The organism is Rhodococcus sp. IEGM 1379 (assembly GCF_030056815.1).
Taxonomy (GTDB): domain Bacteria; phylum Actinomycetota; class Actinomycetes; order Mycobacteriales; family Mycobacteriaceae; genus Rhodococcus_F.
Genome location: NZ_JASHKR010000046.1, coordinates 1 through 24,774, shown reverse-complemented (window position 1 = coordinate 24,774; position 24,774 = coordinate 1). Strand labels below are relative to the sequence as shown.

General features: G+C 60.8%; 19 protein-coding genes and 1 tRNA gene. 3 read left to right on the top strand and 17 right to left on the bottom strand.

Translation table 11 applies throughout. The features are described from left to right. Positions 1 to 12 precede the first annotated feature (12 nt). The 6 genes from QM600_RS20600 to QM600_RS20575 all read right to left on the bottom strand — a co-directional run bounded on the left by QM600_RS20600 (position 13) and on the right by QM600_RS20575 (position 10,071). On the bottom strand, positions 13 to 699 hold the full coding sequence (locus QM600_RS20600) for a DUF8185 domain-containing protein (RefSeq protein ID WP_283263417.1): 687 nt from the start codon (positions 697 to 699) through the stop codon (positions 13 to 15). Next, positions 692 to 1,111, bottom strand: coding sequence for an acyl-CoA thioesterase (locus QM600_RS20595; RefSeq protein ID WP_283263416.1), 420 nt, complete (start codon positions 1,109 to 1,111; stop codon positions 692 to 694). The genes QM600_RS20600 and QM600_RS20595 overlap by 8 nt, the downstream gene beginning before the upstream one ends. Next, a complete protein-coding gene (locus tag QM600_RS20590; protein WP_283263415.1) occupies positions 1,108 to 5,952 on the bottom strand; it encodes an NAD-glutamate dehydrogenase in 4,845 nt (1,614 codons plus the stop codon). Before QM600_RS20590 ends, QM600_RS20595 begins: the two co-directional genes overlap by 4 nt. A 117-nt stretch (positions 5,953 to 6,069) precedes the next feature. Continuing rightward, positions 6,070 to 6,504, bottom strand: a complete 435-nt coding sequence (locus QM600_RS20585) for an acyl-CoA thioesterase (protein WP_283263414.1) — start codon at positions 6,502 to 6,504, stop codon at positions 6,070 to 6,072. Positions 6,505 to 6,507: 3 nt separating this feature from the next. Then, on the bottom strand, positions 6,508 to 8,187 hold the full coding sequence (ettA, locus tag QM600_RS20580; protein ID WP_094273980.1) for an energy-dependent translational throttle protein EttA: 1,680 nt from the start codon (positions 8,185 to 8,187) through the stop codon (positions 6,508 to 6,510). A 51-nt stretch (positions 8,188 to 8,238) separates the two neighbouring features. Further along, positions 8,239 to 10,071, bottom strand: coding sequence for an ABC transporter ATP-binding protein (locus QM600_RS20575; RefSeq protein ID WP_283263413.1), 1,833 nt, complete (start codon positions 10,069 to 10,071; stop codon positions 8,239 to 8,241). Positions 10,072 to 10,161: 90 nt separating this feature from the next. Here QM600_RS20575 and QM600_RS20570 point away from each other — a divergent pair, with 90 nt between their 5' ends. Then, the gene (locus tag QM600_RS20570) at positions 10,162 to 10,623 is read left to right on the top strand and encodes a MarR family winged helix-turn-helix transcriptional regulator (RefSeq protein ID WP_283263412.1); all 462 of its coding nucleotides are present in this window, start codon (positions 10,162 to 10,164) and stop codon (positions 10,621 to 10,623) included. 6 nt (positions 10,624 to 10,629) lie between these two features. On the opposite strand, the gene ssb is transcribed toward QM600_RS20570, so the two are convergent. The 10 genes from ssb to QM600_RS20520 form a co-directional block, all read right to left on the bottom strand. Continuing rightward, positions 10,630 to 11,061, bottom strand: a complete 432-nt coding sequence (gene ssb / locus QM600_RS20565; RefSeq protein ID WP_283263411.1) for a single-stranded DNA-binding protein — start codon at positions 11,059 to 11,061, stop codon at positions 10,630 to 10,632. Between the two features lie 174 nt (positions 11,062 to 11,235). Continuing rightward, positions 11,236 to 13,302 carry a bifunctional copper resistance protein CopD/cytochrome c oxidase assembly protein gene (locus QM600_RS20560; RefSeq protein WP_283263410.1) on the bottom strand — a complete coding sequence of 689 codons (2,067 nt, stop codon included), beginning with the start codon at positions 13,300 to 13,302 and terminating at the stop codon, positions 11,236 to 11,238. Positions 13,303 to 13,344: 42 nt separating this feature from the next. Continuing rightward, positions 13,345 to 14,550 carry a vWA domain-containing protein gene (locus QM600_RS20555; protein WP_283263409.1) on the bottom strand — a complete coding sequence of 402 codons (1,206 nt, stop codon included), beginning with the start codon at positions 14,548 to 14,550 and terminating at the stop codon, positions 13,345 to 13,347. After that, positions 14,547 to 15,152 carry an SRPBCC family protein gene (locus QM600_RS20550; protein ID WP_283263408.1) on the bottom strand — a complete coding sequence of 202 codons (606 nt, stop codon included), beginning with the start codon at positions 15,150 to 15,152 and terminating at the stop codon, positions 14,547 to 14,549. Before QM600_RS20550 ends, QM600_RS20555 begins: the two co-directional genes overlap by 4 nt. Before the next feature lie 10 nt (positions 15,153 to 15,162). Further along, positions 15,163 to 16,038, bottom strand: a complete 876-nt coding sequence (locus QM600_RS20545; RefSeq protein WP_283263407.1) for an AAA family ATPase — start codon at positions 16,036 to 16,038, stop codon at positions 15,163 to 15,165. Then, positions 16,035 to 16,949 carry an XdhC family protein gene (locus QM600_RS20540; RefSeq protein WP_283263406.1) on the bottom strand — a complete coding sequence of 305 codons (915 nt, stop codon included), beginning with the start codon at positions 16,947 to 16,949 and terminating at the stop codon, positions 16,035 to 16,037. The genes QM600_RS20545 and QM600_RS20540 overlap by 4 nt, the downstream gene beginning before the upstream one ends. Before the next feature lie 19 nt (positions 16,950 to 16,968). Then, complete coding sequence (locus QM600_RS20535) at positions 16,969 to 19,356, bottom strand: aerobic carbon-monoxide dehydrogenase large subunit (RefSeq protein WP_283263405.1); 2,388 nt, start codon at positions 19,354 to 19,356, stop codon at positions 16,969 to 16,971. Next, positions 19,353 to 19,826 carry a (2Fe-2S)-binding protein gene (locus QM600_RS20530; protein WP_283263404.1) on the bottom strand — a complete coding sequence of 158 codons (474 nt, stop codon included), beginning with the start codon at positions 19,824 to 19,826 and terminating at the stop codon, positions 19,353 to 19,355. Before QM600_RS20530 ends, QM600_RS20535 begins: the two co-directional genes overlap by 4 nt. Before the next feature lies 1 nt (position 19,827). Next, positions 19,828 to 20,712, bottom strand: a complete 885-nt coding sequence (locus tag QM600_RS20525) for an FAD binding domain-containing protein (RefSeq protein WP_283263403.1) — start codon at positions 20,710 to 20,712, stop codon at positions 19,828 to 19,830. Positions 20,713 to 20,790: 78 nt separating this feature from the next. Continuing rightward, the gene (locus tag QM600_RS20520) at positions 20,791 to 21,927 is read right to left on the bottom strand and encodes an XdhC family protein (RefSeq protein ID WP_283263402.1); all 1,137 of its coding nucleotides are present in this window, start codon (positions 21,925 to 21,927) and stop codon (positions 20,791 to 20,793) included. A 94-nt stretch (positions 21,928 to 22,021) separates the two neighbouring features. On the opposite strand from QM600_RS20520, the gene QM600_RS20515 reads away from it, so the two are divergent. Next, positions 22,022 to 22,094 (top strand) — tRNA-Arg (locus QM600_RS20515). Between the two features lie 1,498 nt (positions 22,095 to 23,592). Here QM600_RS20515 and QM600_RS20510 read toward each other — a convergent pair. Further along, positions 23,593 to 23,883: a putative quinol monooxygenase gene (locus QM600_RS20510; protein WP_283263401.1), complete on the bottom strand. Its 291-nt coding sequence runs from the start codon at positions 23,881 to 23,883 to the stop codon at positions 23,593 to 23,595. 143 nt (positions 23,884 to 24,026) lie between these two features. Here QM600_RS20510 and QM600_RS20505 point away from each other — a divergent pair. After that, a partial coding sequence (locus QM600_RS20505; RefSeq protein ID WP_283263400.1) for a glutamine synthetase III domain-containing protein occupies positions 24,027 to 24,774 on the top strand: 748 nt, incomplete at its 3' end.

The following is a 24,774-nucleotide window of genomic DNA, read 5'->3' as shown; positions in this document are numbered from 1 at the left end:
CTGATCCGACTGCTATCGGGCAACCATCAGCGGAATGGACCCACCGCGGTGCCGATAGATGGAACCGAACCGAGCGTCGAGTCGAAGCCACGATTTACTTGCCCGCACACGCACCAACTCCGACGCGTCGATGAGCGCGAGGTCGATATCGGCCGTCATCGCGTCGGAGCCCGTGTGTGGGATGAATCCCATTGCCGTCAAAGCGAATATCACGCGCATCGAGATTCCGACCGTGCCTGACGGACCGCTGACCTCGAGCACGTCCTGATCCAGCAACGACGCCGGCGGCCCCTGATTGCTGCCGTGCTCCTGCGCCAAAGCATTTCCACGCTGGGCCAATTCGATCAACACGCGAGCGGGAACATCATCGAGATGCTCGTAACCGTCCATTGGAGGCAGGGCCCCACGCCAGGCGGAATCCATCGCAAAACCGGGATCGATGAACTCGTCGATCGTTTGCCTGAGGGCGGCCAGCAACTGATCCCCCGCTGCCGAGGTGTCGTCCGGGTTGATCGTGCCCACCACGGTGCGGGTTGCCAATGCGTCAAAACCTGTTGCCGCCCAAACACTCACGTGATCCGGGCCGCGTCGACGCATCCGGATCACGGAAGATTCATCCAACCTGAGTGCGTGTCCAATGAAGCCGGCCAAGTTCTTACGCTCGGCTTCATCGGGCACGGTCAGCATTCGTTCATGCACGCTGCCAGCTCTCCAAGTACTCCCGCTCGGGTCCGCTGAGTCGACGCAGACGCTGAGTATCGATATCGAATGCCGCGATCTGCGTCGACGCGACAATCGACGGCGCCACGTCGAGACCGGCACCCTTGGGCCGTACCTCGTAGGCGATCGTGAAGTCCACTGCCCGTACCTTTTCCACCCACATCACGATGTCGAGCGGTGAATCCTCGTGCCGCAGTTGACCTCGGTACCGCACATGCAAATCCGCAATCACGGCGCCGTCGCGCAATGTGACTGTGGGGCAGCCGTCTTGAAACAGCCAAGGAATTCGAGCCTCCTCCAGCAACGTCACCATGCGGGCATGGTTGATGTGCTGGAAGGCATCCATATCGGACCACCGAACCACTACGTCGGCGTGAAATCCTTTGCTCAACGTCCTACCTCCGATCGGGTGCCCATGCTGCGCACCATGCTACGAACCTGCCGCGCCGCCACTGAGAGCGTCGCCAGGTCAAGCGTCCCAGACTCGAAGATCTCACCGAGAGCGGCCCTCGCCCGACTGAGCCTCGACGCGTTGGTCGATTCCCATTCGTCGATCTTTTCCTGAGGTGATTCCCCGGGCTCACCGCCGGACAGCACTTCCATCGTGAGGTGCCGCAGCGAGCTGTAGAGATCGTCGCGCAACGCCAACCGCGCGAGGGAATGCCAACGGTCGCCCCGTTCGAGTCCCGACACTGCGGTGAGCAGCCAGTCGATTCCGAGATGCGCATCGAGCGCGTAATACAGTTGCGCAACTTCCGCGATGTCGTGCTCGGCAATATCGGCGATGTCCGCGATGTCGAGGAGGCAGTACACATCCAGTAGCCGGAAGACTTCGAGCGCCAACCGTTGCGGGGCGCCGCGGTCGATGACTGATTGGGATCGGGACAACAGATCCGTCAACTGATGTCCGCCGAGCAAGCCGGGAACAAGCGGTGCCGTCGATCGGTAGGCCGCGGAATAGCGCGACACCTCGGCCCCCACGGCAATCGGCTGCGGCCGATTCGCCAGGAACCATCGTGACGCCCGATCGAGCAGTCGGCACGATTCGATGATCAGATCGTTCTCGAGATCGGCGGTGAGCCCGGCCGACCGGATCCGCGCCCACACGTCGTCGAGGGCAAACACCTCACGGACGGCCGCGTACGCCCGGATCGAATCGGTGCTGCTGGCGCCGGTCTCCTCAGCCAACCGGTACGCGTAGGTGATGCCGCCGTTGTCGATGACCTCGTTGACGAGCATGGTCGCCACGATTTGCCGTCTCAGCGGGTGGTCCTTGATTTCCGAAGCAAAACGCTCACTCACCGCCGACGGGAAATACCCGGGGATCTGTTGTGCAAAGTATTCATTGTCCGGCAGTTCGGTAGCCAGCAGATCGTCCTTGAGCGAAAGTTTCACATGCGCTGTGAGAGTCGCCAATTCGGGTGACGTCAAACCGGATCCGACTTCGAGCCGTCGCTCGATCTCCGTGTCCGTCGGCAGCGCCTCGAGCTTACGATCGAGCCCGCGAGTCTTACCCAGATCGGCCAACTGTCTGCGGTGGACTGCGAGCATCTGCGCCGCGCTGACGCGCGATATTCCGAGAAGTGCATTCTGAGCGATGTTGTCCGCCAGAACAAGTTTTGCAACATCGTCGGTCATCAAGGCCAACAACGGGTTCCGCTCGGCAGTGGGCAATGATCCGGAACGGACCAGCGTGTCGAGAAGGATCTTGATGTTGACCTCGTGGTCGGAGCAGTCCACGCCGGCAGAGTTGTCGATGGCGTCGGTGTTGATGTGGCCGCCGCCGGCGCTGAACTCGATGCGCCCCAGCGCGGTCACTCCGAGGTTGCCGCCTTCGCCGACCACCTTGACCCGTAGATCCTGCCCGTCGACGCGTACGGCGTCGTTGCTCTTGTCACCGACCTGGGCGTTGGTTTCGCTGGACGCCTTGATGTAGGTACCGATTCCACCGTTCCACAGCAGGTCCACCGGAGCGGACAGGATTGCCCGCATCAGTTCGGGCGGTGACAGTTTGGTGACACCTTCGTCCAATCCGATTGCAAAACGCACACTTTCGGCGATCGGAACGGACTTGACCGTGCGATCCCAGACTCCACCGCCTTCACTGATCAAGCTGGCGTCGTAGTCAGCCCAGGACGATCTGGGTAGTTCGAACAATCGCCCGCGCTCCACAAACGACCGCGCTGCATCAGGGTTGGGATCGAGGAAGATATGCCGATGATCAAAAGCACCGACAAGTCGGATGTGACGGCTGAGCAACATACCGTTGCCGAAAACGTCACCGCTCATGTCGCCCACGCCGACGGTGGTGAAATCCTCGGACTGCGTGTCGACGCCGATCTCACGGAAATGACGCTTGACACTTTCCCACGCGCCACGCGCCGTGATGCCCATTCCCTTGTGGTCGTATCCTACCGATCCACCGGAGGCAAAGGCGTCACCGAGCCAGAAATCATATTGCGCTGCAACAGAATTCGCCAGATCGGAGAACGATGCAGTCCCCTTGTCTGCGGCGACTACCAGGTATCGATCCTCGTCGTCCTTTCGTACTACCCGCTCCGGGGTGACAACTGCGCCCGTATCGGGATCGACGTTGTCGGTGATATCGAGAAGTCCCGAGATGAAGGTGCGGTAGCACGCCTTGCCGGACTCCAATGTTGCCGTGCGATCTACCACCGGATCACCGGTAGGCGGCGGCGGATTCTTCACAACGAAACCACCTTTGGCGCCTACGGGAACGATGACGGCATTTTTGACGGCCTGGGCCTTCACCAAGCCAAGTACCTCGGTGCGGAAATCTTCACGCCGATCCGACCACCTCAAACCGCCGCGGGCGACCGCACCGAACCGAAGGTGCACACCTTCGACTTTCGGCGAGTACACGAAGATCTCGAAAGCCGGCCGGGGCTTGGGCAATTCACTGATCCGGGACGGATCGAGCTTGATCGACAAATAGTCACGCGAGCGCCCGTCCCCGTCGATGACGTAGAAATTGGTGCGCAACGTCGCTTTCACCAGCGAGAACATGCCTCGCAGAATGCGGTCGGCATCCAAACTGAGCACCTCGTCGATGGAGGCCCGCAACTGCTCCTCCAGCTCGGCGACACGCCCTTCATCCTGTGACTGTGGATCGAACATCGCCTCGAACAATTCCACCAACGCACAAGCCGTCTTCGGGTGCGTGAGGGCAATTCCCTCGATATGAAATTGACTGTAAGGAAAGGTAGCCTGCCGCAAGTACTTTGCGTAGGCACGCAGCACAACTGCCTGCCGCCACGTCATTCCGGCCCGCAGCACCAGTTCGTTGAAACGGTCGGCCTCGGCGCGTCCGAACCACACGGCACCGAAGGCAGCGGTGAAACGCTTCTGCACCTCGGTCAGCGGAACTGTGCTGGTCTCCAAAGGGACTTGCGTATCGAGATCGATTTCGACGGACGCCCGTAGATCCGCCGGCACGAACAGCCCGAAATCGTAGATCCAGCACTGCACTCCGTCGAGGCGCTGCACAACGTGTGGTCTTTCGTCGAGCACCTCCACTCCGAGTGACTGCAACACCGGAAGAACCTGACTGAGCGAGATACCGCCGCCGCCGACAAAGAGCGTGAACCGCCACTGACCGGGATCGGAATCTTCAGCCCGATAAAGCAATACATCGATCGCTCCGGGCGCCAGTGCCTCGAGTCGAGCGATATCGGACAGCGCCCGCGAGGGTTCGAAGTCTTCTTTGTACCCGTCCGGAAGAACACGCGAATACCGCTGCACAAGTTCAAGTTCCGCACTCGACGCGTCGCGCACCAGGTCAGTGATACGGTCGTCCCAGCTGCGACTGACCTCGGTCAGTAACCCCTGGACTCGCTCACGATTCTCCTCGGACACATCCAGATGAACCGGTTCACTGCCCGGCTCACGACGGATCGTCACGTGAAGCAACGCCAGATCGTTCTCGGTAACCCGGGCCGTGTAATCGAGAGTGCCCGGACCGAATTCACGCCACAGTGTGTGCTGCATCGCCAAGCGCACACGCGTCGTATAGCGGTCTCGCGGCAGATACACCAAGCACGAGACAAAGCGTCCGAACGTGTCTTCGCGTACGAACAACCGCACCTGCCGACGCAGTCCGATGCTGTGGACAGCGTGAACGGTTTCGAACAAGGTTTGTGTGTCACTCGAGAACAACTCGGTACGCGGGAACGACTGGATCACTTCGAGCATCGCCTGGCCGGAATACGAATTGAGATCCACACCAGCACGTTTGATCACCTCACGCACACGACGCTCGATCAGCGGAATCGCGAGTACGTTCTCGTGTAGCGCCACCACCGTGAACACTCCGAGAAACCTGTGCTCCCCCACTATGTTTCCGTCGTCGTCGAGGATGGAGATACCGACGAAGTAAGGGTAAACCGCGCGGTGAACTGTGGCCGGGAACGAGCCTTGAGTGAGGACCAGCAGCGGGCGGTCCGGGAGATCCGCAACGGGCGGCAAACTCATCGGCCCCTCAGTGACGACATCAGTCCGGAGCACTCCCAGAGCGCTGCCCTCGACGGTACGTGAACCGTCGGATGTGCCCTCGAATCGGCGGTATCCCAGCACCGCATAGTTTCCGTCGGCCATCCAGCGGAGCAACCGCGCGGTATCGGAGAACTCTTCGGGCGAAATTCTCCCGGACGCCGTGGATGCCGATTTCTCGAGTTCATCAGCGATGCTCAATTCGAGCGCGGTCATGGCCGGAGTGTCTTCGACGACCTGACGGACATCTGCGAGCACTTTGCCCAGATGCGCATCGATAGCGTCGAGAGCTGATTCGTCGACTTCGGAATCCAACTGAACGTGCATCCAGGATTCCTGAATTCCGTTGCCGTCCAAGGAAACCAGATTGCCAGAATTGTCGCGTTCCACGGTCAGGATCGGATGCGCGAACTGACTGATTCCCACACCGAGTCGATTGAGCATCGCCGTGACGGACTCGACAAGCAGCGACATGTCGTCGGTGACGATCTGCACGGAAGCTCCGAGACCTTCCGGTCCCCACGGACGGTAGACATGCCACACCGCGGTTCCCGGCGTCCGGTGCCGCCCGAGTGCAAGGTGCGCAAGCAAGACTCGATCGGATCGGCCATTGATCACATCGTCGCTGTCGCCCTCGTCGATATGTGTGAAAAAAGCCTCGCGAAGGCGCGTGAGTAACGTCGCTTCGTCGAGGCTTGAGGAGGTCTCTTGTCGGTCCGTCATTCTTGACTCACATCCCTGTAGGTCTAGATCCCTGGAGGCCTTGACCACCGTGGGTTCTGATCACCGCGGCCAATCTCTGACTCGAGACTAGCCGCGGCGACCACCATCTAGGGCGAACTACGAGACGAAATCTTGCGGTTCATTCACCGAAACGAGCGCAGCTTCGAGAACCGAACGTTCACTCTCGGCAAGGGTTCTGGACCTTTCGGTCACCTTGTCGAATCCGACCATCAGCGCATCACCGAAGGCGCACTCGGCACCCGTGTTGTCGCGGATGATGTGACGGACCGTGAACGACGACTTTCCGACGTGCGTCGTGACGACGTCGATCTGCAGCGGACCGGAAGAATCCGTCACAGGCTTGAGGAATTCGATAGTCATCTTTCGGACGACGACGTATCCCGGCCGCCCACCGTGAACAGCAAGCTTCGACTCCAGAAACTGGATTCGAGCTTCCTGCATGTACTCGGCGTACTTGGTGTTGTTGACATGGCCCAGGCGGTCGGAATCACCCCACCGAACCTGGACCTCGCAACTGAATGCGTCTGCCACAGGTCAGTCCCTGGTGAGCTTGCGGTGCGTGACGCGGTGCGGACGCGCGGCGTCGGCGCCGAGTCGCTCGACCTTGTTGGCCTCGTAGCCTTCGAAGTTGCCTTCGTACCAGTACCAAGCAGCTTCGTTATCGCCGAAGCCGCCTTCCCACGCCAGGATGTGGGTACACGTGCGGTCCAGGAACCAGCGATCGTGCGAGATCACGACGGCGCAGCCTGGGAACTCTTCGAGAGCGTTCTCCAGCGAACCGAGGGTTTCGACGTCGAGGTCGTTAGTCGGCTCATCGAGCAGGATCAGGTTGCCGCCCTGCTTGAGCGTCATCGCCAGGTTCAGACGGTTGCGCTCACCACCGGAGAGAACGCCGGCAGGCTTCTGCTGATCGTGACCCTTGAATCCGAACGAGCTGATGTAGGCGCGCGACGGGAATTCGGTCTGGCCGACGACGATGAAGTCGAGTCCGTCGGACACGGTCTCCCAGACCGTCTTCTTCGGGTCGATGCCGCTGCGGTTCTGGTCGACGTAGCTCAGCTTGACCGTCTGACCGATCTTGACCTCACCCGAATCCGGCTCTTCGAGACCGACAATGGTCTTGAACAGCGTCGTCTTACCGACACCGTTGGGACCGATGACGCCGACGATGCCGTTACGCGGAAGCGTGAACGAGAGGTCCTTGATCAGGACGCGACCGTCGAAGCCCTTGTCGAGGTTCTTGACCTCGACGACAACGTCGCCCAGACGCGGCGGTGCCGGAATCTGGATCTCGTCGAAGTCGAGCTTGCGGGTCTTTTCCGCCTCGATGGCCATCTCTTCGTAGCGATCCAGACGTGCCTTGCTCTTGGCCTGACGGGCCTTGGCGCCGGAACGAACCCACGCGAGTTCGTCCTTGAGTCGCTTCTGCAGCTTCTGGTCCTTCTTGCCGGACACCTCGAGGCGAGCGGCCTTCTGCTCCAGGTATGTGGAGTAGTTGCCCTCGTACGGGTAGAGGCGACCGCGGTCGACCTCACAGATCCACTGCGCCACGTGATCGAGGAAGTAACGATCGTGAGTGACGGCGAGGATAGCGCCGGGGTATGCAGCGAGGTGCTGCTCGAGCCACAGGACCGACTCGGCGTCGAGGTGGTTAGTGGGCTCATCGAGGAGCAGCAGGTCGGGCTTGCTCAGCAGCAGCTTGCACAGTGCGACGCGACGCTTCTCACCACCGGAGAGGTGCGTGACCATGTCCTCCGGCGGCGGGCAACGCAGCGCGTCCATGGCCTGTTCGAGCTGGGAATCGATCTCCCAGGCGTTGGCATGGTCGAGCTTCTCCTGAAGCTCGCCCATTTCTTCCATCAGCTCGTCGGAGTAATCCGTAGCCATGAGCTCGGCGATCTCGTTGTATCGCTTGAGCTGAACCATGGTCTCGCCGAGGCCTTCTTCGACGTTCTCGCGAACGGTCTTGGTCTCGTCGAGCTGCGGCTCCTGCATGAGGATGCCGACCGTTGCGCCGGGAGCGATGAACGCCTCGCCGTTGCCCGGCTGGTCCAGTCCGGCCATGATCTTGAGGATGCTGGACTTACCAGCGCCGTTGGGTCCGACGACACCGATCTTCGCGCCGGGGTAGAAGCTCATCGTGACGTCATCGAGGATGACCTTGTCACCGTGCGCCTTGCGCACCTTCTTCATCGTATAAATAAACTCAGCCATAACCGTCAGCCTATCGGCGTTTGTCGCATTACCCACATTGCGCGTGGAGGTTCACACACTCTGAAGTTCGGACGGCAGTTCCGTGGCGTCGTTGCCGGTGGCCGCGAGGAGCTGCGCATACCGTCCACCTTGTTCGACCAACTCGTCGTGGGTGCCCTTCTCCACGACCACGCCCTGATCGAGCACTGCAATCAGGTCTGCATCCCTCACTGTCGAAAGCCTGTGCGCTACAACAAGAGTGGTGCGCCCAACCATGAGTTCATCCAAGGCGTCCTGCAACGCACGTTCGGTGCGGTTGTCCAGCGCGCTGGTCGCCTCGTCGAGAACCAGGATCGGCGGGTTTCGCAATACCGTCCGCGCAATGGCGATACGTTGCTTCTCGCCACCCGAGAACCGGTAGCCACGCTCACCGACCATGGTGTCGTAACCCTCGTCCAGACCGACGATGAACTCGTGGATCTGCGCAATGCGTGCGGCCTGCTCGATCTCCTCGTCAGTGGCATCAGGTTTCGCGAACCGCAGATTCTCGCGAATCGTCGTGTGGAACAGGTACGTCTCCTGAGATACGACACCGATCAGGTCGGAAACCGTGGACAGATCGAGGTCACGTAGATCGACGCCGTCGATCGTCACGGACCCAGCCGTCGGGTCGTACAACCGCGCGGCGAGGTACCCGAGAGTGGTCTTGCCCGATCCCGTTGACCCGACGAGCGCGAGAGTTCCGCCGGCGGGGACGCTCAGATCGATGTCGTTCAGAGTCTTGGAGTCGGTTCCGGGGTACGAGAAGTCGACGTGGTCGAATCGCAGTTCGCCAGTCATCGTTGCCCGGTCGAATTCCTTCGACTCCTCCGGATCGGCGATGTCGATCGGCAGATCCAGGTACTCGAAAACCCGGCTGAACAGTGCCATGGAACTCTGCACTTCAACGCCGGTATTGAGAAGCATCATGGTCGGCCGGAACAACTGCGTCTGCAAAGTCGTGAAGGCAACCAACGTTCCGACTGTGATGGTGTTGCCGTGGTCAAGGGTGAATCCGGCAAACCAGTAGACCAATGCGGGCATGGCCGCAAACGTGATCGACATGGTTGCCATGCGCCATTTTCCAGCCATCATTGCGCGGAGTTCGACGTCGGCCACTTCGGCGGAGCGCTCGGTGAAGCGATCGGTGAGCGCCGATTTCGCGCCCGTGGTCTTGCCGAGCAAGATGCCGCTGACCGAAAGGGATTCCTCGACCTGAACGGACAGGTCGCTGAGCAACTTCTGCCGTGTACCCGAAATCTTGCGACGCTCGTTGCCGATCTTTCGCGCAATACGGATGAAGACGGGCAGAATCGCGAGCGAGAAGATCGCCAGACGCCAATCGAGCAGGAACAGCGCGACGATGGTCGCGGCAACTGTTGTTGCGTTCTGAGCGATCGATGTTGCGGTATTGGTGACGACGGATTGCATGCCGCCGATGTCGTTGGCGATGCGCGACTGTACTTCGCCGGTACGCGTTCGAGCGAAGAATCCGAGGGACTGATTCTGCAGATGCGAGTACACCCGCACACGCAGTTGATGCATCAGTTTCTGGCCGATGCTGTTGGACATCCAGGTTTGCGCCACACCGAGGCAACTGGTGATGATCGCGATGGCGATCATGCCGATCGCCAGGAAGCTCACGAGTCCGAGGTTTTTGTCGGGGATAGCCTTGTCGAGCATTTCGCGGAGGAGCAACGGGCTACCCAACGCGACGATCGCGCTGAGAGTAATCACTGCTGTGACTATCGCGATCTGTTTCCGGTACGGCGCGAACAATTCGAGTACGCGTCGCGGCGATACGGGGTCCGCCGGAGCGTGCGGGTCGGCGGGCTTGTCGAAATCTCTGATGTGATCTGGTCTCACGTTTACCTCCTGGAGGCGCTCTCACCCACATTTCATATTGATGAGGTTACCTCACTATGAGGCTGACACCAACAACGCTAGACTGACCGCATGCATTCCCGAGAGCGCGAACTCACCGACGTAGTGATGTCCGTAGCCCGAACCATTCGCCGACGCCAGATCTCCGCTTTGGAACCGTTCGGCCTGTCCCCATCCCAAGGCCGCGCGATTCGGGTACTTGCACGCGCCGGCGAACCCGTGCGATTGGGATTCCTTGCCGAGCGACTGCGTATCGTCCCCCGTTCCGCAACGGACGTCGTGGATTCACTCGAGGCCGCGGGCTGGGTCACGCGCATGCCCGATCCAGGGGATCGCCGCGCGGTACTACTCGAACTCACGGACGACGGCATCGCCCTGGCCGCGGATATCGTCAAAGCCCAGCGGCGTGAGTCGTCCGACGTTTTCGACGACCTCGACGATTCCGAACAGAGTGTTCTGTACCAGCTGCTCGAGCGAGTAGACGCGGGTCACGACCAGGGTCGCGCCCGCGACTGCCCGAAATCTCGCGCCTGAGCTAATTCATGCTGCGATAGTCTCCACGGATTCTTCGGCCGCGACGTGCTCCTCGGACTCCTCGATCGAGACCGGCTTGCTGTGCCGCTCGATCTTCGCAATGCACCGCGCCAGGTCAGGCCCCACTGCGGTGGCCCGCATCTCCAGATCGGAGCGGGGAATACCTTCTTTGGTCGTGTACTCGTTGGTGCGCAACTCCCCCGCGGCCATGACCGGATCACCCTTCATGATGGATGCGCCGACGCCGGTCACCAATCGTCGCCAACACGTAACCGTCAGATAGAGCGTCGCGCCGTCGGTCCATTCGCCCGTCGTCATGTCTTTGCGACGCGCGTTACTCGCCATCCGAAAGCTCAGCACCTCTTCGCCATTGGCTGTCTGCCGTTTCACCGGGTTGGTGATGACCGTGCCTACGACGACTACAGATGTCTCATACATGATTTGATCCCCCTCGAATCCCTGAAAACACGCCGATCGATCGTCGGCCCCTTCGAGTCTGAATCGGGAATCGGGGATTGTGCGGAATCGATTTCCATCTGTGGATGAACAAGACCCCTGTGGAGAAACAGCACTGCCCGGGCCTTGTGGCCCGGGCAGTGTCGGTACTTGGTGTTATGCGTCCGAAGAGGATTCTTCCGACTTCTCGCGCGTCGGCCAGCCCTCACGGTCACGTCGCGCCAGTTCAGCGAACATCGCATTGTGAGCGGCCAGATCAGCGTCGTGATCACGTTCTGCCGCACGGTCTGTCCGAACGGCTGTTTTGCGGTCACTGCGCGACCACTGCACCAGGAGAGCAAGCATGACCACCATCAGCGGGATCTCGCCTGTCGCCCAGGCGATACTGCCACCCAACTGCTGATCGCCGAGTAGATCGTTGTTCCAGCCCAGGCCCAGTGAGCGGAAGAACTCGCCGCCCATGATCGTGGTGGTGCTCATCAACGCGATGCCGAAGAACGCGTGGAACGGCAGCGAGCCGAACACCATCGCCAGCTTGGTCACGGGTTGGAGTTGACGCGGCGAGGGGTCGATACCGATGGCCACCCAGTAGAAGAGGTAGCCACTAAGGATGAAGTGCAGATTCATCAGCAGATGCGCGCTGTGGGAATCGACTGTCGCGCCGTAGATACCACCGAGGTAGAGCACGTAAAAACCGCCGACAAACAGAACCGCAGCAACGATCGGGTGGGTGATGAACCGCGAGAAGGGGCTGTGGAGCGCGATCAAGATCCATTCACGGATACCCGGAACGCCGTCTTTTCCGGCCGGGTCGAGTGCACGCAACGCCAGTGTGATGGGCGCGCCCAGGACAAGCAGAACCGGAGCCAACATCGAGAGTGCCATGTGTCCGCCCATGTGAACGCTGAACACAGCAGTCGCGTACTTGCCGACGCCTGAGGACGTGGCAATCAGCAGCACTGCGCAACCGCTCATCCAGGCGATGGTCCGGCCGACGGGCCAGGCGTCGCCACGCTTGGCGAGCTTGCGCAGACCGATTGCGTAGAGCACCGCAGCGACGACTGCCGCCGTGCCGAACATGAGATCGAAGCGCCATTCCGTCACGAAAGCCATGAACGACGGTGGATCGGGCAGGTTGTAACCGAGTTCGACCTCGGGAATCGTGGGGATGCTCGACGGCGGCGGAGGCGGAGTGCGACCCAGTCCGATCGCCAGGCCGATGGTTGCGGCAAAGACAATTCCCTCGCCGCCGGCAAAACGAACGAGCGCCGAACGAGACTGCGGGTTCTCGGCGAGCGCCGGCAACGAGCGCGAACGCTGAGCCCAACCGAAGCCACCGAGAATGATCAGCGCGACGATCTTCGCGACGATCAGGCGCCCGTAGGTCGTCGTGAACAAGTCGTCGAGCGGGAGACGAACAATCGCGTTGATGACGCCACTGAATCCCATGACGACAAAACAGATGGTTGCGACGGTCGAAAAGCGTCGAGCCGCTACGTCCGTGTACTCGCCACCGCGGCGAGCGTGCGCCAGGAGCGCAAACAATCCACCAGCCCACAGCGAGGCCGCGACGAGGTGAAGGATCAGGCTGTTGGTCGCGATGTCATGCGATCCACCTGAGGACGAGTGACCGGTGAGAGCCAACGGCATCAGGCCTAGCAGGCCCACGACGAGCAGCAGTGGTGTCCACCACCAGCGCAGGGTCAAGCGTGCCAGGATCGCGAGTACTACAGCGATGACGGCTGTCCAGCGCCAGGCGCCGGCGATCTCGATCTGATCGAGTCCCGACCATAAGTTCGCCGGTTTGATCGCTTCGGAGAAGGGTTGGCCCGACGTGTCCGAGAGTGTCAGCGGAACCATTACCAGCGAACATGCTGCCCACACGACCGACGCGACCGACGCGGTCCGGACCGCCCGATAGCCGTCGACGTCAAGCACGCCGGACTTTTGCGGCGGAACAAAAAATGCGGCCAACAGCAGTGAACCGATCGCGATGACCGCCGCAATTTCCCCGATCGCGCGCACTGCCGGCAGTCCGTACGTGGTGATCGGGCCGGGATCAGGAATGCCGAGCAGGGTCAGAGCCTGCGAAGCGGAAAGCCCCACGACGATGGCTGCGACCAGCCCGGCGATCAGCCCACAGACCACAAAAATTGCGGTCGAAGAAGCGCGGACGCTGCTTTGTGGAGGGGAATCAGTCGGCGCAAGGTCGGGTGTAGCCATACGTCAAGGGTAGGACCTCGCATATCGCCGATGACAATCCACCTACGACACAGCGTCGGAGACGGCTCGAAACATGGCGCGAAGAGCGGTCAAAGTATCCGCCGGCAGCAGGGCGTCGCAGTAGGGCAAGGCCGCCGCCATCGACCCTGCCAATGGTTCGAATTCGTCTGCTCCGGCTCGCGGGTTAAGCCACACCACTCGGTGGGCACGGCGCCTCACACGAGCCATCGCACGGCCGAGGATTTCAGGATCGTCGCTGTCCCAGCCGTCGGAGGCTATGACAACGACGGCTCCTCGCAGGGTTTGCCCGTGATGCGAGGACAGCAGTTCCGCGATGGAAGATCCGATGTGGGTGCCGCTGTATTTGTCCACGACTCGGTCGTTGGCTTGGGCGATGGCCGCGTCGGCGCTGCGGTGCGCCAGTGTCGGGGTGAGCCGGGTCAACGTGGTGGAGAAGGCAAACACGTCGGCGTCGCCGCGCCGTGCTGCGACTCTCATCAAATGCAGATATATATCCGCGTATCCGTGCATCGAACGGCTCACGTCGCAGATCACGACAATGGTGCGAGGCCGGCTCTGCGTGTGAGTGCGGGCCAGTCGGATGAATTCGAAACCAGTCCGTCTCGACGCGTGCATGCTCGCCCGCAGATCGACGCGGCCACGATTACCCAGTCGACGCCGTCGGCGTCGGCGCCGGGGCCAGTCCTGTGCTGCTTGTTCGATCCACGCTCCGAGTAATCCAAGGTCGCGTGTACTCAGTTGCGCAAAGGGTTCTTCGGATTTCTCGGCGAGGGCGCTGGGGAGCACCCGGCCCGGCCGAAGTTGCCGCTGCACGTCGGTTTGCAGAGCCGAGTGACCCCGGCTGATCCAGGGCAAGACAACCTCGTCGGCGTCGGTCTCGAGTCGTCCGGTATCGACGGGGTCGATGCGCGTGGACATATCGGTGTTGTGTTCGCGCCCGGCGCGGCGTGCCGGTGGATCCAGCGCGAAAGTGACGTTGTCGAAGACGGCCGAGAACGCCGAGTCGAAAGCGTCGAGGTCTTCCTGGCGGTTGATCAGGGTGATCCGCGCCGCCCAATACAGGCGCGTTCGAGTGCGCGGCGACGCCACCTTGAGAGCGAAGCTGAAATTGGCTGCGCCGACGGCCGATACTCCGACCCCGTTTCGGCGCAGCCTGTCCGCAAATGCAGTCGCGAAGGCCGCCACATCTACTCCGCGCAGCAGCGTCGCTCCCGAGGTGTTGATCATCGGCCGCGTCGACGCCAGAGGACAAACACAACAATCGCCATGGCCGCAGCGGCCAGCACCGGCAATGCCCGTTTGGCGACGGACCCGCCGGCAAGTTCTATGACGTCGAGAGGCTCGACCACCTGTGGTTCCAGCACCAGCGGCACAGCTGCTTCTGGGGGTCCGGCCAGTTTCAATTCCAAAGAGGCTGCGAACTCCCCCATCAGCTTTTCGGACACCTGCGTGATCATCGAACTGCCGAACTGCGCCAGCTTCCCCACGATCTTCACGTCGGTATCGACGCTCACCCGGGTTTGCGCCCCTTCCCGATACAACTGCGCCGTGATGACTGCGCTCGCATTGCCCGATCCCCGAGATTCGCGACCGCGGGCGTCGATCACCGCTCGGTGCGTCGCTTCGTCCTTCTCGACAAACTTCGCGCGGCCGGCGAACTCGCTCAACACCGGTCCCACTTTGATCGTCACTTTGCCGAGAAACTGGTCTCCCTCGCGGCCGGTCATCTGCGCTCCGGGCAATAGCGGCGCGATTCCTTCCAGATCGGTCAGGGTTGTCCACGCTTGCTCGACGGGTGCGTTGACGGTGAATTCGTGTGCGATCTTCATCGTGTGCCTTTCATCCGGTGATCTGCGTGAGATACGCGTCGCGAAGCACGGTGCGGTCGTCCGGCGTTTTTGCCAACGCCCCCAAACTGGCAATCGCATCGCCCGTGACAAGGTCCGCTACACCCAGCGTCACAAGCGCGGATACCCAGTCGATTGTTTCGGCCATGCCGGGTGCCTTGTCCAGGTCGGCGCCGCGGATCTGCCCCACGAAGGCGGTGGCATGCTCGATCAGCGCAAGGTTCGCCGACGGCACCATTCGTCTCACGATTGCTACTGCGCGCTGCGGCTGCGGGTAGTCGATCCAGTGATAGAGACAGCGTCGACGGAGTGCGTCGTGGAGGTCGCGACTTCGGTTGGACGTCAGTACCACCACCGGTGGGTGCAACGCTGTGAACGTACCCAACTCGGGCACCGTGACCGCCGATTCACCCAGAAATTCGAGGAGCAAAGCCTCGAATTCGTCGTCGGCACGGTCGATTTCATCGATGAGCAGCACCGGCGCAGCGGGGCCTCGGTGGCGGACACAGCGCAGGATCGGGCGCTCCTGCAAAAACTCCTCGGTAAAGAGGTCGGCCTCATCGAGGGCATCCCCGCGCGCTTCGGACAGTTTGATCGCGAGCAACTGACGCTGATAGTTCCAATCGTAGAGAGCTTCGTTGGCGCTCAGTCCCTCGTAACACTGCAAACGAATCAAGGGCACGTCGAGTGTTTGCGCCAATGCCTTTGCCGCAGTGGTCTTTCCCACTCCCGGTTCGCCTTCGAGCAACAGTGGCCGGCCCAACTCCAGAGCCAGATACAGGGCGGTTGCGGTACCTTCGTCCAGCAGGTAGTCACGTTTGTCGAAGCGGCTAATCAGTTCGGCCACATCGGAGAACTCGCCGCTCATCTGTTCTCGAACTGACTGCGTTTTTCATACTGGCGGCGACAACCCGGGCAGCAGAACCAGACGTCGACGCCGTCAACCTCGAGGTGTGGTGTATCCGGTCCGATTGTCACGACCATTCCGCAGATCGGATCAACTGAGGTCTTCGGCGTCGGTACCGCCGTTTCAGCGGCACCGAGACCGTCGAGGCGAATGGCACGAACCAAGTCAGCGACAATGGACAGTGCAATCTCGGCCGGCGTCTTTGCCCCGAGGTACAGCCCTACCGGGGTATGTACACGCGCACGCTCCGACTCGGTCAATTCCAATTGGTCGAAGACTGACGCGCCGCGGACACGGCTGGCCACCAGTCCGATGTATTCCACCCCTGCATCCAGGGCAGCGCGAACAGTCTGCGCTTCCTCTCCCCCGAGACTGGCGATGATAACGGCAGTAGTCTCTTCTGGAATCGATTGGGGGGCAGCATCAATCGAGCAGTGCGCGACATCGAATTGAAGCAACCCCGCGAACTCGGCCAACGCCTCCGCGATCGGGGTGTCACCGAAGATACCCAGTACAGGCGCGGGCAGATTGGGTTCGAGGAAGATTTCCATCGCACCGCCGGAGAGGCATGGGTTGATCACCACGTCCGCACCTTTGGTTTTCGGAAACTCAGGCGAACCGTCGGGAAGCACTCGCAATAAGACACTTTCACCACTTCTCAATGCTCCCCTGGCCGCAACTCGAACCGAGTTCTGGGCGCACTGCCCTCCAACAAATCCTTCGATAGTGCCGTCCAGGAGCACAATTGCCGAATCTCCGGGATGTGCTGACGTAGGTTGCTGGGCACGAACTACGGTGGCGTTCACAAACGGGAGCCGCTCGCCGAGCAGTTGCTCGGCCCGCAATCGCAAATCGTGCGTGGTGCCGTTCATGACGGAGGTCTCCCATCTCTTAGATTGGTGGCGTGGCCCGGCCTTGCATTGCTTCCCACACCCGGGACGGCGTCAACGGCATGTCTGCGTGTCTGATCCCGAACGGCTTCAAGGCGTCCACAACCGCATTGACGATGGCCGGAGGTGAACCGACGGTAGCGCTTTCACCAATTCCCTTGGCGCCGATCGGATGGTGGGGCGAGGGTGTCACAGTGAAGCCGGTTTCCAGGTTGGGCACATCCATGGCCGTCGGGATGAGGTAGTCCATGAGAGAACCGCCCAGGCAGTTGCCGTCCTCGTCGAAACTGATGATCTCCATCAATGCCATACCGATACCGTCGACGATGCCGCCGTGCACTTGGCCTTCGATGATCATCGGGTTGATTCGGGTTCCGCAGTCGTCCACTGCCAAGAATCTGCGAACGGATACCTGCGCAGTCCCCGGGTCGATGTCGACTACACAGAAATAGGCGCCGTACGGATAGGTCAGATTCTCTGGGTTGTAACAGATCTGGGCCTCGAGACCACCTTCGATTCCCTCCGGTAGATCGCCCGCGCCGTGTGCCCGCATCGCGATCTCTTGAATCGTGACCGAAGCCGACGGATCTCCTTTCACGTGAAATGAACCCTTGGCCCAGTCGAGATCCGCCACGGAAACCTCGAGCATTCCGGAGGCGATGATCTTGGCCTTGTCGCGAACCTTGCGGGCTACTAGTGCCGCGGCAGCGCCGGAGACCGGGGTGGACCGACTGCCGTACGTGCCGAGGCCGAATGGCGTGTTGTCGGTGTCACCGTGTACCACGTCGATATCGTCGGGAGGAATACCGAGTTCTTCTGCCACAATCTGCGCAAACGTGGTCTCGTGTCCCTGCCCCTGAGTTTGGACTGAAATACGCACTACCGCTTTGCCTGTCGGATGGATGCGCAGTTCACAACCGTCGGCCATTCCGAGCCCGAGAATATCCATATCCTTACGCGGGCCGGCACCGACAGCCTCGGTGAAGAAAGACATCCCAATGCCCATCAACTCTCCGCGAGAACGCTTCTCGGCCTGTTCGCGGCGTAGCGCGTCGTAGCCGATCATCTCCATCGCCTTGCGCATGGTGGTTTCGTAGTCACCCGAATCGTATTTCCAGCCGGTTTTGCTGGTGTACGGAAACTGATCCGGCGTCAACAAGTTTTTCAGCCGCAACTGCGCGGGATCCATCTCCAGATCGAAGGCAAGACAGTCGACCAACCGCTCCACCAGATACACAGCCTCGGTGATGCGGAATGAACACGCGTACGCCACACCACCCGGAGCCTTGTTCGTGTAGACAGCAGTCATCGAGCAATAGGCGGCCTCGAGGTCGTAGCTACCGGTGAACACACCGAAGAACCCAGCCGGATACTTGGTGGGCGCAGCAGTTCCGTTGAACGCACCATGGTCAGCCAGTACATGCGTGCGGATGGCCTGGATCTTGCCTTCCTTGGTTGCCGCAATCTCGCCGACCATGATGTAGTCACGCGCAAACCCTGTGCTGGTGAGGTTTTCGCTGCGATCCTCCATCCACTTGACAGGCTTTCCGGTCACCAGGGAAGCGACGATGGAGCACACATATCCCGGATAGATCGGCACCTTGTTTCCGAATCCACCACCGATGTCCGGGGAGATCACGCGAATCTTGTGCTCGGGCAATCCCGCCACCAGGGCGTAAAGAGTGCGGTGTGCGTGGGGCGCCTGACTGGTCGACCACAGTGTCAGCTTTCCGGTGACGCGATCGTAATCAGCCACGGCCCCACAGGTTTCCATCGGCGCCGGATGCACCCGGGGATAGACGATCTCCTGCTTGGTCACCACCTCGGCAGCGGCGAACACCGCGTCGGTGGCGGCCTTGTCTCCGGTTTCCCAATCGAAGCAGTGGTTGTCGGTCTTACCCTCGAGATCCGTGCGAATCACCGGGGCGTCGGGAGACAAAGCCGTCCGAGCATCGATCACCGGATCGAGAATGTCGTACTCGACGTCGATCAATTCCAACGCGTCGCGGGCCGAATATCGATCCTCGGCAACAACAAAGGCAACTTCCTGACCTTGGAACCGCACCTTGTCCGTCGCGAGTACCGCCTGTACGTCATTGGACAGCGTCGGCATCCACGCGAGACCTTGGGCCGCAAGGTCCTCGCCGGTAATCACAGCTTTGACCTTCGGATGCGCCTGCGCTGAACTGGTATCGATACTCACTAACCGCGCGTGAGCGACCGGTGACCGCAAGATTGCCAGGTGCAGCATGCCAGGAAGTTGCACGTCGTCGAGGTAATGACCTTGCCCCCGAATGAAGCGTGGATCCTCCTTTCGGAGCATCCGGCCGTGCCCACACGGCTTTCCGTCATTCACCTCATGTTCGGGACCAGCGTCAACCGCCGTCATAACGCACCTCCTACCGGATGCGCCGCCGCCCATTGGACCGAACGCACAATCGTCGTATAGCCGGTGCATCGACAGATCTGACCGGAGATCGCTTCACGAATCGTGGGTTCGTCAGGGTCCGGATTTCGATCGAGGAGCGCCCGCGCGGTAATCATCATTCCGGGCGTGCAGAATCCGCACTGCAGTCCGTGGCATTGCATGAATCCTTCTTGAATCGGATCGAGCACGCCGTCGCGTTCGAGGCCCTCAACGGTCCTGATCTCGTGACCGTCGGCCATCACCGCGAGCATGGTGCACGACTTCACGGGCTCTCCGTCCACCGCAACCACACACGTTCCACAATTGCTGGTGTCACATCCCCAGTGTGTTCCGGTGAACCGCAATTGATCTCGGAGGAAGTGCACCAACAGCATCCGTGGTTCCACCTCTTCCGAGACGGGCTCGTCGTTCACCGTCATCGTTACCCGCACATCAGCCCCCAGTGCCTTGTTCGCCGATCCGAGTTACAGCAGTTCGCAAGGTTCGCACCGTGAGTTCCGCCGCAAGATGGCGTTTGTAGTCAGCAGTTCCGCGCGGATCGGTGACAGGTTCGCAGGCCTGTGCGGCCATCTCTCCGGCGCGGCGATACACCTCTTCCGACGGCGTCTGCCCTTCCAGATACAGAGCAATCGCTGCCAGTGCCAGCGGATCGGGATTGACGGCAGTAAGTCCGACTCGCGCACCGGCGATAACACCACCATCCATCCACACCACTGAGCCGGCGGCCGTGATCGCCCAATCTCCCACTCGCCGTTCCACCTTCGCGTAGGCACTCGAACTGTGGTGCCGACGCGGAATCCTGATCTCCAGAAGTATTTCGTTGCCGCTCACCGCGGTCTCGTACGGTCCGAGATGAAATTCTGCCATCGGGATCTCGCGGGTTCGCGACGGCCCTCGTACAACGCAGGTCGCATCGAGAACCGAACACACAGTGGTCAGATCTTCGGCTGGATCAGCCTGACACAACGACCCGCCGATGGTGCCTCGATTACGCACGACGGGATCAGCGATCACTTTTTCTGCGTCGCGAAATATCGGGAAGGCGTCAGCGAGTGTGTCGGATTCGAGCAGTTGACGGTGCCGTGCCATTGCTCCGATTCGAACCTGCGTCTCCTCGACGGTGACGTAGCCCAGTTCCTCCGCCAACCCGTTGATGTCGATCAGATACTCGGGGTTCGCGAGTCGAATCTTCATCATCGGAAGCAGGCTGTGGCCACCCGCGAGCACCCGCGCTTGGTCGCCCAACCTGTCGAGCAATCCGATGGCGTGGTCGATACCGGTTGCGCGTTCATATTCGAACGGACCTGGAACCTGCATATGATGCACCCCACATTCGCCTGCTCTCCCAGCTTCGGCCGAGTGTCACAGCGAGTCAAGGGCACCTCGTCTGAAGGTTCAACTCCGCAGGTCAGAGGCTCTTCGATGAATCGGTCCGCCCAGTCCACTCAGCGATGTACCTTCCCCGCCCCATCGCGTCGCGATGATCTCCGCAGCGATCGAGACGGCAGTCTCCTCCGGGGTCCTCGCACCGAGATCCAATCCGATCGGACTGGCCAATCGCGCCAACTCGGCGTCCGTGAGCCCGGCAGCGCGCAGGCGCTCGAGCCGGTCCTGATGTGTTCGGCGTGAACCCATTGCACCGACAAATGCCACATCCGGCAGTCGGAGTGCGACCTCGAGAAGGGGGACATCGAACTTCGGATCGTGGGTCAGTACACAAATAACGGTGCGCGAGTCGATCTCTCCTGCTTCCGCCTGCGCTGCCAGGTATCGATGGGGCCAATCGATCACCACTTCATCGGCCGTCGGAAATCGCGACGGGGTGGCAAAGACCTCACGCGCATCACACACTGTCACCCGGTACCCGAGAAACGAACCTTGCCGCGCTACCGCAGCAGCAAAATCGATAGCGCCGAACACCAGCATCCGTGCTCGTGGAGCGTAACTCGCGACAAATACGCGCATCCCCTCTCCTCGACGCTCACCATCCGGGCCGTATGTCAGAACCTCGATGCGCCCCGCGGCGAGCAGTCCCCGCGCATCATCTATCACGGCCGCATTCGCTCGCGCAGATCCGATCGATCCATCCGCAGTGTCCGGCCGCACCACCAACCGCCTACCCACGCACGATGAATCCGGATGGGCAATGACCGTCGCCACCGCCACGGGCCGATGCTCTTCCACATCCGCGGCAACACTCTCGAGACTGTCGAAATTCTGCCGAGAAACCGACTCGACAAATATCTCGATCGTTCCCCCACAGGTCAGCCCAACAGCAAAGGCATCATCATCGGTGACGCCGTACTTCTCCAGCACTGGAACCCCGGATTCGATTACCTCCGTGGCAGTTTCATACAAAGCACCTTCGACGCACCCACCCGATACCGAGCCGGTGGCAGCGCCGTCCGGTGCCACCATCATCGATGCGCCCGGCAATCTGGGTGCCGAACGGTACGTGCGCACCACTGTTCCGACGCCGGCCGTCCCGCCCGCACGCCAGACCGTCAGCAGTTCTTTCAGAACATCGCGCATCATTCGGCTCCCATTCGGTGCACACTCGTGTACGAGCCTATTCCGCAGAGGGGTGTCGAACCCATATATCCGGGGAAGGTAATATCTTGTGCGCGCCTCCGTAGCTCAGGGGATAGAGCAAGAGCCTTCTAATCTCTTGGTCGCAGGTTCGAATCCTGCCGGGGGCACAGAACTTGTGCAGGTCAGAGACATATTCTGACCTGCACAAACTATCTCAGGCAATCCCTGTTCGAAATGCCCTACCCACCTCTACCAGGAGGACTACAGGCCGGGCGCGCACGAAAGGAACCAACCTGGCCATGCCGGACCAGGGAAACACCGGAGAGTCCTTGACCCGAATCTTGTTGTGGCGGATGGGTGTTACCGCGCCGGCCTCGCCTTAACTCTGCGTACCGCCGCGCTGGTATTAACTTCGGTCTTGCGAGTTGCTCACAGCCGATGAACCTGAGACCGTCACCCTCTCCAGGTCGGGACTTTAGTCACCACTTGAGAAATTCTGCGCGAAACTATGGACCGATCGCGGACTCAGTCATACCGTGACCGGGCAGGGTCAGACATGAGGGGTCAGCTCGGCACGGATAGAGGGTCACCGCGTTGTGTGCTCAGCGCGGCTGGCAGTGGTCCGACTCCCGACTCTTCAATTACCGGAGTCGAGGGTCGGACCCATCGATGTGCGCCCAACTGGTCCCCACTCAGAACGGTGGCTAACTAACAGCCCGCCGAGCCCTCCGCCACCCCGCAACCGTCGAATCCAACAGATACTCCACATCCGCCTCAACCCCACGACCATGACACCGAAACAACCGCTCCACCACATGACTCCCCGCCAAACGGAACCGCTCCACCACATGACTCCCCGCCAAACGGAACCGCTCCACCACATCAGACGCAATATCTTTCGTCACAGAACGCGCCACGCGGCTTCCTCACCACCACACCCCGCGGATCAGTCCACTCCACCCCCAATCCGCCGCACCGACCAATCCCCGAACATCTTGAGCCTGTGATGCTTCCGGCACACACACGCCAAATTCAACTCAGTCGTCAACCCGCCACGCTCCGGATCCTCGCGATCGAACGCAACCGTAGGATCGAGATCGCAACTCTCGGCCCGCACAACATAATTCGGGAACCGACACGTACCGTCCCTCGTGCGAACCGCCTGGGCCAACACAACAGGCAGTCGATACGTCCCCTCCTCCCGAAACTTCTCCCGAGCCGCAACCGCCGCAGGCGAAATCAGCGGAGCCGCAACCCGTTTACCCACCCCGAGAATGGGTCCACCCCGAGCACTGGTGGCGCACAACGTCTGCCGATCTTCATCCGAAAGAGTGAGCACCCGCCGCCACGTACCGCCCGCCGCGATCTCACGCGCCAACTCCGCATCAATCGCCCCGTAACCATGCAGAAACCCCGGCAGATCATCGAACCCCAGCAACGTCGACGCATTCACCCCCCACCCGAATTGTCGCCGACGGGGCAGTCGAGGGTTCCGGCGAACCAGCCCGCGCACACTCACTCCCACAAGAACATTCGAGTGCCAACCGGCCCTCCGACAACGCCACCAACGCATCCGCCAACTCCCCCGCTGGACCGCTCATCGAATCCCCCATTCGAATAGTCAATCAAGCCTACCTGCAGCAAATAACAAAGGGAAACCTTCTGTCACAACACTTTTGAGAGAATTAACGCAGGTGCTGCTCGCTCGAGTTTGTCGAGAGCCGCAACCAGCCGCACAAAATGCTCGGTATGGGTATGGGCATCCAAATGCGCCTGAGATTCCCATTCCTCGACCAACATCAGCTCACCCGGATCGTCCGTCCGCTGCAGCAACTCGTAACTGATGCAGCCATCCTCTCTTCGCGTCTCGCGAACAAGTTCGTCGTAAAGATCGAGCACCTCGGCAAGATTCTCTGACTTGACTGTGCTTCCTACCAACACCCGGATCGTCGACATCGCATGATCCTGCCCCCGCCCACCGACATGATTGTCGGCATCCGAAATATTTACGAAACATTCCCGATACACAAGTTTCGTATGGTGGGCCGCAATCGGGCTCGCAACCAGCTGCCCTGGGCCCGGGCGAGAGGTCAAAGTAGATGAGTGGAAACGCAGTCCGTCTGCAAGCAATCAAAGACGTCGAGGCATACGTCCCTCCGGTTGTCAGTTTCACAACCGACGAGGCGCCCGGTGAAGTGTTCGGCGCCAACGTCTTCAATAAAGTAGTGATGCAGAAGCGACTGCCGAAGCAGATCTACAAGTCAGTGATCGCGACTATCGAACAGGGCGCACCCCTGGATCCGATGGTCGCCGACGCCGTCGCTTCAGCAATGAAGGACTGGGCGCTCGAAAAGGGCGCCACTCACTACGCCCACGTCTTCTACCCGTTGACCGGCCTGACTGCCGAGAAGCATGACAGCTTCTTCGAGCCCGTCGGCGATGGTTCCGCGATGGCCGAATTCGCCGGAAAAACCCTGATCCAGGGCGAGCCGGATGCGTCGAGCTTCCCCAACGGCGGCCTGCGAAATACGTTCGAAGCTCGCGGATACACCGGCTGGGATGTCACCAGTCCGGCGTACGTTCTCGAGAACCCCAACGGCAATACGCTGTGCATCCCGACGGTTTTTGTGTCGATGACCGGCGAAGCACTCGACCACAAGACTCCCCTGCTCCGTTCACAGCAGGTCATGGGTCTGCACGCCGAACGTATCTTGAAGTTGTTCGGCCACTCCGATCCCGAGCGCATTGTGTCCTTCTGCGGTCCGGAGCAGGAGTACTTCCTGATCGATCGCCACTTCTTCCTGGCACGCCCCGACCTGCTCAACGCCGGCCGCACACTCTTCGGCA

Excerpts from the sequence above, each read along its gene's own strand:
- QM600_RS20590 (WP_283263415.1), bottom strand. The coding sequence starts at position 5,952 with ATGACGGACCGACAAGAGACCTCCTCAAGCCTCGACGAAGCGACGTTA.
- ettA (WP_094273980.1), bottom strand. The coding sequence starts at position 8,187 with ATGGCTGAGTTTATTTATACGATGAAGAAGGTGCGCAAGGCGCACGGT.
- QM600_RS20570 (WP_283263412.1), top strand. The coding sequence starts at position 10,162 with ATGCATTCCCGAGAGCGCGAACTCACCGACGTAGTGATGTCCGTAGCC.
- ssb (WP_283263411.1), bottom strand. The coding sequence starts at position 11,061 with ATGTATGAGACATCTGTAGTCGTCGTAGGCACGGTCATCACCAACCCG.
- QM600_RS20560 (WP_283263410.1), bottom strand. The coding sequence starts at position 13,302 with ATGGCTACACCCGACCTTGCGCCGACTGATTCCCCTCCACAAAGCAGC.
- QM600_RS20555 (WP_283263409.1), bottom strand. The coding sequence starts at position 14,550 with ATGATCAACACCTCGGGAGCGACGCTGCTGCGCGGAGTAGATGTGGCG.
- QM600_RS20550 (WP_283263408.1), bottom strand. The coding sequence starts at position 15,152 with ATGAAGATCGCACACGAATTCACCGTCAACGCACCCGTCGAGCAAGCG.
- QM600_RS20545 (WP_283263407.1), bottom strand. The coding sequence starts at position 16,038 with ATGAGCGGCGAGTTCTCCGATGTGGCCGAACTGATTAGCCGCTTCGAC.
- QM600_RS20540 (WP_283263406.1), bottom strand. The coding sequence starts at position 16,949 with ATGAACGGCACCACGCACGATTTGCGATTGCGGGCCGAGCAACTGCTC.
- QM600_RS20535 (WP_283263405.1), bottom strand. The coding sequence starts at position 19,356 with ATGACGGCGGTTGACGCTGGTCCCGAACATGAGGTGAATGACGGAAAG.
- QM600_RS20525 (WP_283263403.1), bottom strand. The coding sequence starts at position 20,712 with ATGCAGGTTCCAGGTCCGTTCGAATATGAACGCGCAACCGGTATCGAC.
- QM600_RS20520 (WP_283263402.1), bottom strand. The coding sequence starts at position 21,927 with ATGCGCGATGTTCTGAAAGAACTGCTGACGGTCTGGCGTGCGGGCGGG.
- QM600_RS20510 (WP_283263401.1), bottom strand. The coding sequence starts at position 23,883 with ATGTCGACGATCCGGGTGTTGGTAGGAAGCACAGTCAAGTCAGAGAAT.